The organism is Pseudomonas sp. ATCC 43928 (genome assembly GCF_005938665.2).
In the GTDB taxonomy this organism is placed as follows: domain Bacteria; phylum Pseudomonadota; class Gammaproteobacteria; order Pseudomonadales; family Pseudomonadaceae; genus Aquipseudomonas.
In genome coordinates this window covers 1,429,544-1,444,176 of the sequence record NZ_CP041753.1, presented here as the reverse complement: position 1 = coordinate 1,444,176, position 14,633 = coordinate 1,429,544, and the positions used below count along the sequence as shown (strand labels likewise).

At 58.1% G+C, this 14,633-nt stretch carries 14 protein-coding genes; 5 read left to right on the top strand and 9 right to left on the bottom strand.

The features are described 5' to 3' along the window. Positions 1-43: 43 nt before the first annotated feature. From FFH90_RS06490 to FFH90_RS06465, 6 genes are all read right to left on the bottom strand, one after another. Complete coding sequence (locus FFH90_RS06490; protein WP_138866876.1) at positions 44-1,261, bottom strand: hypothetical protein; 1,218 nt, start codon at positions 1,259-1,261, stop codon at positions 44-46. Between the two features lie 38 nt (positions 1,262-1,299). Then, the gene (locus FFH90_RS06485) at positions 1,300-2,547 is read right to left on the bottom strand and encodes a hypothetical protein (RefSeq protein WP_138866875.1); all 1,248 of its coding nucleotides are present in this window, start codon (positions 2,545-2,547) and stop codon (positions 1,300-1,302) included. A 25-nt stretch (positions 2,548-2,572) separates the two neighbouring features. Beyond that, positions 2,573-3,073, bottom strand: a complete 501-nt coding sequence (locus tag FFH90_RS06480; RefSeq protein WP_138866874.1) for a CS1 type fimbrial major subunit — start codon at positions 3,071-3,073, stop codon at positions 2,573-2,575. Positions 3,074-3,076: 3 nt separating this feature from the next. Then, a complete protein-coding gene (locus FFH90_RS06475) occupies positions 3,077-3,817 on the bottom strand; it encodes a hypothetical protein (protein ID WP_064616281.1) in 741 nt (246 codons plus the stop codon). 39 nt (positions 3,818-3,856) lie between these two features. Further along, positions 3,857-6,379, bottom strand: a complete 2,523-nt coding sequence (locus FFH90_RS06470) for a CS1-pili formation C-terminal domain-containing protein (RefSeq protein ID WP_111454746.1) — start codon at positions 6,377-6,379, stop codon at positions 3,857-3,859. A 109-nt stretch (positions 6,380-6,488) separates the two neighbouring features. Next, on the bottom strand, positions 6,489-6,977 hold the full coding sequence (locus tag FFH90_RS06465; RefSeq protein WP_138866873.1) for a CS1 type fimbrial major subunit: 489 nt from the start codon (positions 6,975-6,977) through the stop codon (positions 6,489-6,491). 517 nt (positions 6,978-7,494) lie between these two features. On the opposite strand from FFH90_RS06465, the gene FFH90_RS06460 reads away from it, so the two are divergent. Both FFH90_RS06460 and FFH90_RS06455 read left to right on the top strand, forming a co-directional pair. Further along, positions 7,495-8,076, top strand: a complete 582-nt coding sequence (locus tag FFH90_RS06460) for a PadR family transcriptional regulator (protein ID WP_018926652.1) — start codon at positions 7,495-7,497, stop codon at positions 8,074-8,076. Further along, positions 8,073-8,864, top strand: coding sequence for a siderophore-interacting protein (locus FFH90_RS06455; protein ID WP_111454748.1), 792 nt, complete (start codon positions 8,073-8,075; stop codon positions 8,862-8,864). The genes FFH90_RS06460 and FFH90_RS06455 overlap by 4 nt, the downstream gene beginning before the upstream one ends. A 54-nt stretch (positions 8,865-8,918) precedes the next feature. Here the strand turns inward: FFH90_RS06455 and FFH90_RS06450 are convergent, their stop codons facing one another. From FFH90_RS06450 to FFH90_RS06440, 3 genes are all read right to left on the bottom strand, one after another. Then, the gene (locus FFH90_RS06450; protein ID WP_138866872.1) at positions 8,919-9,563 is read right to left on the bottom strand and encodes a Pr6Pr family membrane protein; all 645 of its coding nucleotides are present in this window, start codon (positions 9,561-9,563) and stop codon (positions 8,919-8,921) included. Between the two features lie 2 nt (positions 9,564-9,565). Then, positions 9,566-9,796 (bottom strand): VF530 family DNA-binding protein, encoded by a 231-nt coding sequence (locus FFH90_RS06445; RefSeq protein WP_018926655.1) that lies wholly within the window; start codon positions 9,794-9,796, stop codon positions 9,566-9,568. 160 nt (positions 9,797-9,956) lie between these two features. Beyond that, positions 9,957-11,345, bottom strand: a complete 1,389-nt coding sequence (locus tag FFH90_RS06440; RefSeq protein WP_064616271.1) for a PLP-dependent aminotransferase family protein — start codon at positions 11,343-11,345, stop codon at positions 9,957-9,959. Between the two features lie 348 nt (positions 11,346-11,693). Between FFH90_RS06440 and FFH90_RS06435 the strand changes: the two genes are divergently transcribed. From FFH90_RS06435 to FFH90_RS06425, 3 genes are read left to right on the top strand one after another with little or no spacing between them, the layout of a single operon-like run. Then, entirely contained in the window at positions 11,694-12,899 is a 1,206-nt protein-coding gene (locus FFH90_RS06435; protein ID WP_018926657.1) for a benzoate/H(+) symporter BenE family transporter, read from the top strand. After that, positions 12,896-14,068, top strand: coding sequence for an FAD-binding oxidoreductase (locus FFH90_RS06430; RefSeq protein WP_018926658.1), 1,173 nt, complete (start codon positions 12,896-12,898; stop codon positions 14,066-14,068). Before FFH90_RS06435 ends, FFH90_RS06430 begins: the two co-directional genes overlap by 4 nt. 30 nt (positions 14,069-14,098) lie before the next feature. Continuing rightward, entirely contained in the window at positions 14,099-14,530 is a 432-nt protein-coding gene (locus FFH90_RS06425) for a Rid family detoxifying hydrolase (protein ID WP_007941724.1), read from the top strand. Positions 14,531-14,633 lie beyond the last annotated feature (103 nt).

Genomic DNA, 14,633 nt, shown 5'->3' with positions numbered 1-14,633 from the left:
CCCATCCCTGAAGGCGATCACGCCTTCAGGGCGTCTTCCACTGTTATCCCACTTCGGAGTCCCATATCACGGTGATGTTTCCGGAATAACTGGACGACACCCCGGGCTGGATCATGTAATCCACATAATTCGGTGCAATCTCGAAATGCAGGGTGCCTGGCGCGCGATCAACGTAGAAACCGGGCCTGAACTCCTGCGCATTCACCTGGCCTATGCGCAGCGGTCGACGGTTTACCGGTTGGCCGCTGACATCCGTCAAGCCATTGGGCAGGCTGACACTCAGTTGTACCTGGGCAACGCGACTGGAAACAGGGTCGCGGATCAAGCAATGCGTCGACCCGCCCTCTCCGCACTCCAGGTGCATTTTGAAGCGGCTCGACGACGAGATGTTGAACGTCTGATCGCGAAACAGCCGGGTCGGTTTACGTCCCTGGGTCAGCCAGGCTTGCCAGCCACCCTGCGGCACCAGTTCAACGCTGCTTCCACCGGGCGGGATCTCGACTTTCAACGTATGTTCAACGCTTAAAGTGAAATTGAGGGTGATCAGATCGTCGTCAGGCAACATGACATCGCCCATGTCGAAATCCTGATGCGGCCCGACGGTGTAGTTCAGCACGCCGCGATAGGTGCCTGCCGACATTTTGAGCGGGTTGGGCGTGGCCAGCTCGTAGCTGAACCCCGTGTTTTCATAAGCGAACTGGTAGTCCTGGGTAATGTCTTTTTGTGCCTGCTTGGCACACACCTCCGCATTGGCCGGCACTCGCCAAAAGAACGCATAGTACAAGGCAGTGCCATAACCCACCCCGCCATATCTGCAGGGAGGAGGCGCGTTGACCCAGGTACTTTGCCAGACCCCTGTGGGTAGAGGCGTCTTGATCGTGTAAGCGGCACCGATACCGTTCACGCGCATCCTGAGCGTCTCGGACTCACCGGTATCGTCGTGCACCACCGTGACGTCTCGCCAGGATGAAGGAACCCGGAACATCGCGCCCCGACGCTGCTCATGCAGCGCCGGTATATCTGCCGCCGCCCGGAAGCGAACGGGCAACAAAATGCTGAAAACACCCTCCTCGCAGTACTCGGGGTGATCTCCGCAATACCCGCCCTGAGGGGTCGTATTGATAAAGGTGTTTTGCATCGGTTTCGCCGGATCGGGACGAAATACCGCGGTCATTTCAACGGTGCTGGCGACCGTGGTCTGCATGAACGCACCCGCCAATCCCAACCCGCTCAGCTGAATGATTTTCCTGAGCATTTCCATGATTGCTGCACTCCTTTTCACTGCATTGGCGCAAGACACTAAACTTCTGAATCCCACACCACTGTCACGCGTCCCGAATACTGTCGTTGTTGTCCGGGGCGAAGCATTTCTGCCACTTCACTGGCGGGTATTTCGAAATGCAGCGTTCCCGGTTTGCGATCCACATAAATCCCTGGCATGAACAACTGCGTGCCACTGCCATCCAGGCTTAGTGGCCGACGATTGACAGGTTGACCGTCCGCGTCCATCAAACCATGGGGCAGACTTACGCCGACGTTCAGCGGCACAAAGTGACCGGACAACGGTTCATTCAGCGAGCAGGTATTGCCTTGGACGTACTGACACTGCAACTGCATTTTGAAACGTGAACTGGCGGAAATGTTGAAGGTCTGGTCGCGAAACAGGCGCGTCGGTTTTCGCCCTTGCGTCAGCCAGGATTGCCAGCCGCCCTGCGGGATCAGTTCAACACGGCTTCCACCTGGAGGCACCTCGACCTTGAGGGTGTGCTGTACGTCCAAAGCGAAGTTCAACTTCAATGAAGTACTGCTGGGCAGCATGATGTCGCCCATGTCGAAATCCGCCCCAGGGCCAACGCTGTAGGTCAGATTGCCAGCATATTTGCCCGAGGACATACCTAACGGGTTAGGGGTCACCAGTTCATAGGCAAAATCGAGATAGCTATATCGCAGCCAAGGCACATTGAATTTAGCCTGTTTATGGCACGAGCCTTCGGTTGGGGTTTTCCAGAAAAAACCATAGGTATTCGACGTGTACAAACCCACGCCGCTGTAAAGACAGGGAGACGGTGCGTAAACCCAGCTCTGCCCCCACAGTTGACCGTGGGCAAGCCGATAATCGTCGCCTCCACCTACCAGACTGATCACGTCTTCGGTCACATATCTGGATCCTATACCCGCAATGCGCACCTTAACGGTTTCCGCTTCGCCGGTGGATTCGTGGAAAACCGTCAGATCTCGCCACTGCGCTGGCGCTTTTATCAACGCACCCTTGCGTGGATCCTCGTGATGGGCGGTGATCGGCGCGATGGATTCGAATTGGATCGGCACCCTGAGACTGAACATTTCGTTGTCGATGCATTGCTGAGGATAACTGGCGCAATAACCACTGGGTGGCGTGTCATTGTGGAATTTATTGCGTTGCGGATTCGCCGAGTCCGGTTTGAACGAGGCTTGAATCTGTACCTCCTGGGCCCATACCGAAGATAGCGATCCCAGGAGCAAGGCCATTACACCTGCACATTGTTGTAATGCTTGAAAACGAATCATCTCTTTAGGCCTCACAGAATCGGTATCAAGTACCCGGCATCACCGCGTTGAAGATCATGTTGACGCTGCCAAAATAACTTCCGGGCTTGTAAACCCCATCGGCAGGCGGCATCGGGAGGATTTCCAGCACCACGCGTTTACCAGGCGCTGCCTCGGCCAGGGACACCACTTCGCTGCTCTCGTGCTCGCTCAACAGCTTGCCGTTGAACAGCACCCGCAAGGCAATGTCATGGTCGTCGGTGCCGTTGGACAGATACGGCCGGCCTTCAAGACGCGCCTCGATCGAGCCCGCTTCGTTCTTCACGTCGAAATACTTGCGCAAGCCACCCAGTGTCGACGACGTCAAGTTCCAGGGCAGTTGCTGTTCACGATGGATCCAGCCCGGGTCCGATGGAATGACATAAAACGCCTGGGTCGGAATCGTCACGAACACCTCGAAGGTGTGCTCTTCCCGGGCGGCGAAGACATCAGCGCTCGTCCACATCGCGACAACCGACAAAAAGACCTGGGTCAGCTTCCTGCTCATGGGTTATCCCTTCACGTCCAGTTTTTTGCTGCGTTCACCCTCAACCAGGGTGAAGCGATATTCGCGACCGGCCTGTTTTTCGAACTCAAAAGTACGCCCCGCCAGAATGTGATGCTTGGTCGTGGGCTGGCAGTCCTGCTCGTTTTTAACCGAACAATCCTTGAACTCATCGATCACCACCACGCTGTTGCCGTTGTTGCGAATCCGATACATGCCTGCGCCGTTTTCAATCGCACTGTCGAAGCGTGTTTCCTTTGGCCGTACGAAAAACACCGCGCCGTAACCCGCCAGCACGGTAACCCCGGCCGACAGGGATTTTTTGTAGTCTTCCCGCTCTTCGCCGGACACCGCGAATTCGTCCTCCTTCTCCGGCACCACGGGTACGAATCGCACCCGGAAATAACGCTCCCTGTCGCGCTCGCCCATGAACAGCAGACGAGTGCCCTGCATGCCATTGGCAGGCACGATCAGTCGCGCGGGACTTGCCATCAAACCATCGCGGGACTTGCCGTCGGTGTTGGATTTGAGCGGCACTTCCTGCGACTTGCCGTCGGCGTCGTAGAGAATTTCGAGAATGTTGACCTTGACGAATGCAGTGCTGTCGCCGCCATTGAATACACGCTTCAGATAGGTGCTTTTATCACCGTCCAGATAATCGTAAACGGTGCCGATATTGATACTCGGTCCGGCATGAACAGCTTGGGAAAACAAACAAAAACCCACAAATGCCAAAAGACGTTTCATCGTCCCTACCTCGTTAATTAATCAAGTTTTCCCGGGGGGTTAACCCGCGGTTGGAGCCATGAAAGTCGCATCGGCCAACGTATCCGGCGTGCAACGCAAATCGCCAATCATCAGCACGTTGTTTTCGGTACGCCCATTGTTCGGGTCCAGGCGGAACTGGCACAGCAATTGGCTGCCGTGGCGCACTTCCAGGGTCGGTGAACCCGCATTCATTTCCATGGAGAAGAAGCCGTCCACTTCGCTCACCCCACGGCTGGCGTGGTTGATGATGTGGTGGCCTTTAAGCGGATTGCCCTGCGGGTCGATCAGGCGCCCGAGAACGGTCAGGGTTTTCATCACTTTCACCTGGCGATATTCCACACCGCCCTTGTTCAGGTGATAGCTGGAACGGGCCGGTTGGATGGTGGCGGCGGGAACGTGGTTGCCCTCGAAATCGAAACTGACCGAGCTGCTTTTGTACGCGGTGATCGGCACGAAATTGCGCCCGGGCTTGAGCACCGCGCTGCCGCCGCTCAAATCATCGGCGCGCAAGGCGATGTCCTCGATGTCCGACTCCACGTCGATGATCATGCCGGCACCGTTGCGGTGATATTGGCTGGTCATGACCATTTTTTGCCCGCCGACGGCCACGGTGCTGTCGAGGTTCAAGCCCCCGGTAAGGTCGTTGTTGAAGGACGAGCGCTGGATGAAGCCGTCGCCGTTGACAAGGTCGGAACTCATGGTCGCCATGGCATTCAACCCGATGCCGTAGGTGTCGGTGATGGCCGTGGCGGAGACGCTTTGCAGCAGATGGTCCTGAAGGGTTTTGCGGTAGGTGATCGAAGCGTTGTTATCGCGCCCGCCATCACGGTCGGTGCGAGTGCCGATGCTGCCGGAAAGCTGTTCACCGGGGCCACCCAACGCGATGTTGACGCTCAAGTCGATACCCCGATTGCGGTCGTCTCCCGAACTCACGCTGCCCGGTCGATCAAACAGCGACAGGCGCCAATTGGCGTCACTGCCAAACAGTTGGGTGCGCTGGGTCCAGCCCAGATCCACACCCGTCCCGTTGGTGTTGCCTTCGCTGTGGGACACCCGGGCATTGACCGAGCTTTTGCTGTTGAGTCGATGATTTATCGACAGGGAAGAGTTGCTGGTCTGGCCAATAAATACATTGCGCTGACGTACCCGCGTGCCATCGGGCAGCGTGTCGTACAGCCGGGTGGTATCGAGCCAGCTACGGTTATGGCTGGCGACGATGCTGCCGCTGCCATAGGAATAAAGCCCTTGCACGTCGAAGCCGGTACCGTAGTCCTCGGTTTTGTAGACGTTGGCATAGACGCTGGCGTTGTTGACGATTGCCCAATCGACCGACGTGCCGTACTGCAGAGCGTCGCGCACCTGTCGACCCGACAAGCCCAGGATGACTCGCGGGTGCAGCAGGAAGTTGAACGCGGCCCCCGCCGTCATGTCGCCCTCGGCCTGCTCTTCCCAGTTGCTGAGCAATTTCGATTCGCGGCCGGCGAACAGGTTATAGCGCCAGCGCTCGTCATGGTTACGCCAGTTGTTGGGTTTGTAGACCAGCTCCAGGGTGCTGGAGGTGATTTGGCCGTCTTCGATCAGACGCACTTCCACTTCATAAATACCGCCGGGCAGCGGACGCGTATCGAGGGTCTGCAACCCGGCAGGCACCGCCTGGGTGTTGATCAGCAAACCGTCGCGGTAGATCTCCACCGAACCCTGTCGATTGGCGGTGACGTAAATCGGATAGACCGCCGGTTTCGGGTTGTTGATGGCCAGGCTGTCGGAGCTGCCGTACATGACGCCCAATGCGGTGTCGGGGCTCGCGCCGAAGGCACGTGGCTGACGGGTCAGGCCTTCGGACGTCGGTGTGAAATAGCCCAGGCGCAGAAAATTGCCCTCCAGCTCGCGCTGGGTAAAGAGCTCATGCACCGCGTGATACAGCTTGTTATCCAGACCGCCCAGTCGAGACAGTTGCAGATTGACGGCCTGGGTCCAGTTACCCAGACTGCTGCTGGCTTCCAGGCCGTAGCGCCCGCCCAGGTCCTGGTTCTGCCCGCCGTTGAGGTTCAGCTGGTTACGCACGATCAACCCGGTGCTGCCGCCTTCAGGCAGGTTGTAATAACGCTGTACCTGATCGTCGCGCTCAGCGTTTTGGGTGAGGATCGACACCAGTGAGTTTTCAAGGCTGTAGTGCACGGCCAGCAGTTGCTCGGGGCAATTGGCCTGGCAGCCGCCGAGCGCCACTCCTTGTTTCAGATAGTTGGCCCAGATGTCGCGTTCACTGGGCTTGATCATGCTGTCGCTGACATCGGCGAAGTCAACGAGGGTGATGCGATCGTCGCGGGTCAACACGACCATCGCCTCACCGAGAAACTGTTGGTCAAGTTCCACGCGCACCGCCAGTGGCACATCAAAGAAATGCTCTTCGAATTCGGTCGGCAATCCCTTGGCCTGCGCCAACAGACTTCGAGGTGTATGGCCGTTTTCCGTGGGCGCGGCCAGGGCAGTTGCACAAAAACATAGGGCAAGCGCCGTCGCGATGGGCGTCATCGGGAACATGAACGAAATACTCTGAAGATAAATTCGTTGAAACCCGATCGACAGGCAAAACTTGCCCGCCGATCGGTAAGTGTTATGAATTAAGGATGAACCTTAGTTAATAACGGTATTACGGAATGCGAGGAATGGCATCGAAGATCACCACTGGATTGGCGGTGTACAGGCCATTCTGGGTGTCGGTTGGTTTGGCAGCGGCAATCACCAGGTCAGCTTGCATGCCGCCGTTGGACTCGGCGTCACCGACCACTTCCTGCGACACGCCGGTCAGGGTTGTGCCATTGAACATGTAACTCAATGCGATGGTGTTGATGCCGTTGGACAATGGCTGCGGGCCGCCTTCGACGTAGGCGCCGACCGAACCGTTGGTGTGTTGTACATCATAAGTCGCACGGATCGGAGTCAATGTACCGGAGCCCAACACATAGCCCATTTTCTCGTCTTTACCGAAGTTCGGATCCCGCGGCTGAGCGTGGAAAACCTTGCTTGGAATGGTGGCGCTGATATTGATGGACGTGCGCGATTCTTCCGCAGCGAACGCTACCGAAGAGCTCAGGGCCAGCAGGGTCATCGGAACGGCGATTGCAAACTTCTTGAACATTGTTGAGTACCTGTCTTTTTCAAAGGATCGGACCGTGGAAAGTCACAACAAGCCAACACCCGGCACGAAGCATGGCGTTTTTGCTTAACTTTCGACGCCGGAGAATGATCGACCAATCGCTTGAGAAAGTAAGTACGTAACTTCCGAAGAACATGTAGTAACAACGGCTCTCGAACAGCAGGAAAAAAGTTAAAGAAACAGTAACTTTATTGTTTTGCCCTCAGAGAAATACTACACACAGTTTTAACTGAAAAAACACACAGACAAGAACTGATTTAAACTTCCGTAAGACCAATACTACTGTTCGCACACGAATAGACCAGCACTAAACGGAAGCACTTCATAATTAGTTCAATTACTCTAAAAATCAAACCTTCGTAGCATCCTCGTCACTCCCGTGCGCTCCCCACTCGCGCCTTTCCCCAAGCCCTCCAATCTCGACCGTTGGTCAAGAACGCTTGCGCCAGCCTAAAGATATATCTTAAGTTGTATCTAAACACGACGAGAGAAAGCAAAAATGAGAGACCATCATTCCCCCCACCGCGAACACGGCGACGGCCGCGACGGCTTCGAGAAACGCCCGGGTCCCGGCCGCGAGCGCGGCGGTCGCGGCCCACGCGTATTCGCCCCTGGCGACCTGAAATTGCTGCTGCTGGCGCTGATCGCCGAGCAGCCGTGCCACGGCTATGACCTGATCCGCCAGATCGAAAGCATGTTCGACGGCGCCTACAGCCCCAGCCCTGGCGTGATCTACCCGACCCTGACCTTCCTTGAAGAAAGCGAATTGATCCTGGGCGACGCCGAGGGTGGCAAAAAACGCTACAGCATCACCGACGCCGGACGTCTGTCATTAAGCGAGCAGGCGATTGCCCTGGACGGTGTGCGCATGCGCATCGAAGTCAGCAAGCGCTCATTGCGCGGCCAGGACCGCCCGGCCGAGATCCATGAAGCGGTGCACAACCTGCGTCATGCCTTGCAAATGCACCATGGTCGCTGGAGCCCGGAAGAAATCCTGCGGGTGCGCGACCTGCTCAACAACACGGCCAAAGCCATCGTCGACGGCCCCGCCGTTCAACCCGTTTCGGAGAAAGTCGAATGACCGACGTTATCGTGCCATCCCAAACCATTCACCGTGTCAGCCACGAGATCAAACGCCGTCGCCTGCAAGTGCTGCGGGTGGTTGACCTGACGCCGCGCATGCGCAGGATTACCCTGGGCGGCCCGGAACTCGCAGGCTTCGTCAGCCTCGGCACGGATGACCACGTCAAACTGCTGTTCCCGCAAAACGCAGCGGAACAGGCCGCGCTGGAAACCCTGGTACTCGGTGCCGGCAAGGACAACGGGCCGATGCCCGCAATGCGCGACTACACGCCCCGTCGTTACGACCTGGACACGCTGGAACTGGACATCGACTTCGTGCTGCACGGCGACGGCCCTGCCTCGACCTGGGCCGAGCAGGCCAAACCCGGCCAGTTCCTGCACATCGGCGGGCCGCGTGGCTCGATGATCGTGCCGGACATCTTCGACAGCTACCTGCTGATCGGTGACGAAACCGCCCTGCCCGCCATCGCCCGTCGACTCGAAGGCCTGGCCGCCAATCGGCGCGCACTGGTGATCGTGGAAGTGGAAAACGGCGCCGAACAACAACGCCTGGAAAGCGCCGCGCAAGTCGATGTGATCTGGGTGCTGCGTGAAGGCGGCAAAAACAACCTGCTGACCACCGTGCAACAGATCAAAGTGCCCGCTGGCAATCTGTATGCGTGGGTGGCGACCGAAACCAAAGCGTCGCGGCAGATCCGCCGGGCATTGCTCGATGAGCACGGGCTGGACGAGCAGTTTGTGAAGGCTGTCGGCTACTGGCGGCTGGAAGACAGCGACGAGGAATAAACGCTGTGCATGCTTTCTGTGGCGAGGGGCAAGCTCCCTCGCCACAGTCAGTGTTCACTTGCGATCCGTGCGCCACCGATCCAACCCGATCACCAGCAGTGAAATCAGCACAAACCCCGCCAACAATCCTCCGGCATTCACGAACACCTGTGGATAACCCAGTTTGTCGACATCAATGAACGGGTAGGGATAAACCGCCAGCAGATGCCCACGCCAAAGCGAATAGCCGAAGTACACCAGCGGATAAATCACCCACAACGCAATGTGCCGCAGCCGCAACGTCCCCTTGGGTACACAGAACCACCAATAAACCAGGAACAGCAGCGGCATGACGTCATGCATCAGCTCATCGGCCAGCCATTGCCAGCCTTCGGGATGCCATAAATGGCGCAACAACAGGCTGTACGCCACGCCGACCACCGCGATACTCACCGCAATGGCACTGCTCACCCACGGCTGCAAAAACCAGCGTCGCGCCGCCGACTCGCGAGACGTCAGTTCACAGGTCAGCACCACCGCCACCAGCGTATTGGTCAGCACCGTGAAAAAGCTGAAAAAACTCACCAGCCCGCCCAGCAGGCTGGCCGCGATACTCCAGCGGGCATAGAGAATCAGGTACATCTGAATGCTCAAGCCCGCCCAGCCCAGAATCGCCGCCAAGGCCACACAACGATGCCTCGCGGTCGAAGGTATGACCATGCTCAAACCGGGCGCTTGGTGCGCATCAGTTTCACGTACAGACGCTCGACCTTCTCCCGCGCCCACGGAGTTTTGCGCAAAAAGGTCAGGCTCGACTTGATGCTTGGGTCGCTCTTGAAGCAGCGGATATCGATACGCTCGGCCAGCCCCGACCACTCGTAGTGCGCAACCAGGGCGTTGAGGATTTGCTCCAGCGTCACGCCGTGCAGGGGATCAGGGTTGTGTTCGGTCATGCCGGGCCTTCGAACGATGAAAGGATGGGAAGCCGCGCACCTTAACGGAGGCTTTCGTCCGGTGGAAGGGCTCCGGACAGAGGCATTCGTCAGAGACTGAATTAACTGTAGGTGAGTTGGCCATCATCCGAGGGACAAACGTCAGGAGATAGCACCCGGCTCAGTAATAACGACGCGGGTCCGAATCGATCAGGCTGGCCAGCTTGGTCAGGGCAAACCGCAATTCGTCCTGGCTGGTGGGCGACATCAACACCAGTCGCACGCAGCGCGTAATGCCGCTACGTTCGGCCTGGAACTGGGTACCGCTGAGGACCAGCACACCGTTGGCACGGGCCAGCATGGTGAATTCGTCGCTGGTCCAGGGCTCGGGCAACGTCAACCAGACGTGGTAGGAATACGGCTGGGTCTTGAGCTCGAAATTGGCGAAGATTTCCTGAGCGATCGCCTGCCGCCCGGCGGCCTCGTTGCGCTGAATGCGTATCAGCTTTTTATCCAGCCCCTCGGTGATCACGTTGCTGGCCAACTGAGCGGTCAATGGCGACGGCATCCAGACGCTGCTGCGCACCATGGAGGTCAGGCGCGACAGCAGTTTCGGCGGGCTATAGAGATAGCCAATCCGCAAGGCCGGCATGACCGACTTCGACAGACTGGTCAGGTACACCGAACGATCCGGGGCAAACGCCGACAGCGGCTTGATCGACGGGTCGGTGGCCAGAAAACCGTAGATGTCATCGTCTAGGATAATGAAGTCGAACTCCTCGGCCAACGCCGCGATTTGTGCCCGACGTTTTTGCGACATGATCGCCGCCGTTGGGTTCTGGCACGTCGCCACGCAGACCAGCATCGCCGGTTTCTCACGCTGGCACAGCTCACGCAGCGCTTCGGGAATGATCCCTTCATCGTCCATTGGTACGCCACGCAGGCGTCGTTCGAGTCCATGGGCAAGGGAAATGATGCCGGGGTAGCAGAGCTCCTCGCAGAGCACCAGATCACCGGCGTTGGTCAACGCACTCATCGCGACCATCAAACCATGCTGTGCGCCGGCGGTGATCACCACTTGCTGCCATTGTGCATCGGGCAACGAATGGCGCAGCCATTGCGCGCCCGCCTCGCGATGAGCCGGATGACCGCCATCGGGGGCATAGTCGAGGGTATGGGCAAAATCCGTGCTTTTGGCCATGCCCACCAAGGCTCCACGCAACCAGTATTCCAGGGTTTCGCTGTAAGGCTTGATGATCGAAAGGTCCAATAACTCAGACTGCCCAAGATTCAGCGAAACGGCACTGTTGCTGGCCGGCAGTTCCAACTGTTTCTGGTTGAGCACATAAGTGCCACGCCCTACTTCCCCCTGCACCAGACGCCGCCGATGGGCTTCGCTATAGGCACGGCTGATGGTACCGGGCGTGACATTCAGCGTGGTGGCCAGCTCCCGCAGGGTCGGCAGACGATCACCTTCGTTCAACACGCCGTTGCTGATATCGCGCGCCAACGCGTCGGCAATCGACAAATACATCGGCTGGCTGAACTCGCTTAGCTGAGGAACCCACATGAATGATCGCTACCCATCGTAGAAATGATGAATATCCGAGCATATCACATGGTGGTTAGGCAACTAATAAATGGATTCAATCAATAAATTGAGTCGATTGATTCGGCGAATGAATCGAAAAGCATCTTTCATGCAAAATATTTTTCAAAAACTATATTTTCTTATAAATCAAATAGTTATTTGAAAAAAGCCTGACAAATACAGCTTGATAGCAAAAAAACATCTCGTAACAACCTCCTCGCCTATTGAATCAACTCAATTCATTCAAATACACTCATCTCGAATCGAAGCAATCGACTCAATCTCATTCTGAATCACCGCGTGCCAGCCACGCCAAGCCGAGACATCATGGACACACTCAGAAAGGATCTATCCCTGTCAGCGATCATTGCAGGCTTCATCGCCGTGATCATTTCCTATGCCGGCCCGCTGATCATCGTGTTTCAGGCGGCCCGGGAGGCACACCTGCCCAATGATCAAGTGTCGTCCTGGATCTGGGCTATTTCCATCGGCAGCGGCATTACCGGTCTGTTATTGAGCTGGCGCTTGCGGATTCCGGTGATTACGGCATGGTCGACACCGGGTGCGGCGTTGCTGGTGTCGATGCTGCCCACGGTCTCCCTGCCCGAGGCCATCGGCGCCTATGTGGTGGCTTCGGTGATTATCGCGGTGGTCGGCTTGTCCGGTGCGTTCGACAAATTGATGAGTCGCCTGCCAAAAGCCATCGCCGCCGCCATGCTCGCCGGCATCCTGTTTCGTTTCGGCGCTGAACTCTTCACCTCAATCAAGCTGCAGCCGAGCATGGTGCTGTCAATGATCGCGGCGTACCTGCTGTTCAAACGCTTTTCACCGCGCTACGCCATCCTGTCGGTATTGATTGTCGGCTGCGCCGTGGCCGCCTCGTTCGGTGGACTCAACACAGGTTCGATCACCGTCGATGTCGCTCACCCGATCTTCATTGCCCCGCAGTGGAGCTGGCACGCGATCATCAATATCGGCCTGCCGCTGGCCCTCGTCACCCTGACCGGGCAGTACGTGCCGGGCATGGCGGTGTTGCGCACCTCGGGCTACAACACCCCCGCGCGCTCGATCATTTCGGTCACAGCCATCGGCTCGATTTTGATGGCGCCATTCGGCTCCCATGGCTTAAACCTGGCGGCCATCACCGCCGCTATCTGCACCGGCCGCGAAGCCCATGAAGATCGCGACAAGCGCTACATCGCCGGGATCGCCTGCGGGGTGTTCTACATTCTGATGGGCATCTTCGGCGCGACCCTCGCTTCGGTGTTTTCTGCCTTGCCCAAAGAGCTGATCGCCTCCCTCGCCGGCCTGGCCCTGTTCGGGGCGATCAGCGCCGGGCTGACCGGAGCCATGGCTGACGAGAAACAACGTGAAGCGGCGCTGATCACCTTCCTGGTCACCGCCTCGGGCATGAGTTTCCTGGGGCTGGCCGCTGCATTCTGGGGGCTGATCTTCGGGCTCGTGGCACATTTCGTACTGACCTACACCCGGGAAAGCAAATCCGGCACCGTCGTCGAGGGCAGCCGACCATGACCGCTCGTTACGACTTCATCGTGGTTGGCGGCGGGATTGCCGGGGTATCCGCCGCCTATGAACTGGCGGCTCACGGCAGCGTGTGCCTGCTTGAACGCGAACCACAACTGGCCTATCACACCACCGGGCGTTCGGCGGCGATTTCCATGGAAAGCTACGGCAACCAGCAGATCCGCTCGCTGACTTGTGCCTCCCGGAGCTTTTTCGAGAATCCGCCCGAGGGGCTCGCCGAACATCCATTGTGGGCACCACGGGGTGCGTTGATCGTGGCCCAGGCGGCACGTGTGGATAAGTTGGCCGCCCGTTTCACCGCGGTTCTCGGGCAGGTGCCGACGGCGCAGTTCCTCGACGAGAAACAAGTCCTTGAACTGGTGCCTTACTTGGCAGAGGGCGCGTGGAGCGCGGGGATTTTCGAACCCAGCGCCTTCGATCTGGATGTACACGGCATTCATGGTGCCTATCTTGGCGGCCTGCGCGCTCGCGGCGGTGTGGTCAAACGTGAGACCGAAGTGTTGCGGGGCCAGTACCGTGCCGGTCACTGGACGTTACACACCCAGGATGGCCAGCACCTCGAGACCGCGATTGTGGTCAACGCCGCCGGCGCCTGGGCCGATGAATTGGCCGAGCGCTGCGGTTTGCCGAAGGTAGGTGTGCGGCCACTGCGCCGCACGGTGCTGGCGGTCGATCCGCAATGCGACGTGCACCGCACACCATACCTGGGAACGGTCGACGAAGACATTTTCATCAAGCCGGAAGCCGGACGCCTGATCGTCTCGCCTTGCGATGAAAGCCCGTCGTTGCCTTGCGATGCCCTGCCGGATGAACTCGATCTGGCCATCACCATGGATCGCCTGCAAAACACCACACGGCTGCGCCCTCGCTCGATCATCAACAAGTGGGCAGGCCTGCGCACCTTTGTTGCCGACCGTTCGCCGGTATTAGGCCAGGACCCGTTGCAGGAAAGTTTCATCTGGCTTGCCGCACTGGGCGGCTACGGCATTCAGGCCGCACCGGCCATTGCCCGGTTGTGCAGTCACGCCGCACTGGGCAACGCAATGCCGTCCGACCTGGCGGCCCTGCACCTCAACTACCAGCACTTTTCCCCGGCGCGTTGCCGTGACGAGGAATTCTCGGCCCTGGCCGTGCGACAGGTTGCCGACTTGCACTAACCCCCCAACCCACTAACAAGGATCGTCATCATGCAGACCAACGCTCAACTCCAGCCCTTGGCCAAACCTTTTCTGGGCGAAGAAAACGTCATCTTCACCGACAAGGCCCCGCTGCCTCTGGGCACTTACTCCCAAGGCATCAAGGTCAGTCATGGGCAGACCATCTACCTGTCGGCACAGACCCCGGTCTCGGCGTTGAACAATGAAGTGCTGGCTCAGGATTTCGAAGGGCAACTGCGTCAGACCCTGGACAATCTGGCGCAGATGGCCGAAGCCGCGGGCGGCACTCTGGCGAACGTGGTCAAGGTCACTGCGTTCATCACGGACCTGAGCGAGTTCCCGACCCTGAACCGGGTCATGGAAGAGTATTTCACCCAGCCTTATCCAGCCCGCACCACCGCCGGCGCCAGCGCCTTGGCGCGCAATACCCTGGTCGCCATCGACGCCATCATGGTGGTCTGAAAAAAAATCTTCGGATAGCGAAGTACCCGTCGGTCCGGCGCATCGGAGTGATCCGTGTTTCCGCGCTGAACCGACGTTGTCAGGGAAGCGTACTTTCAAGGGT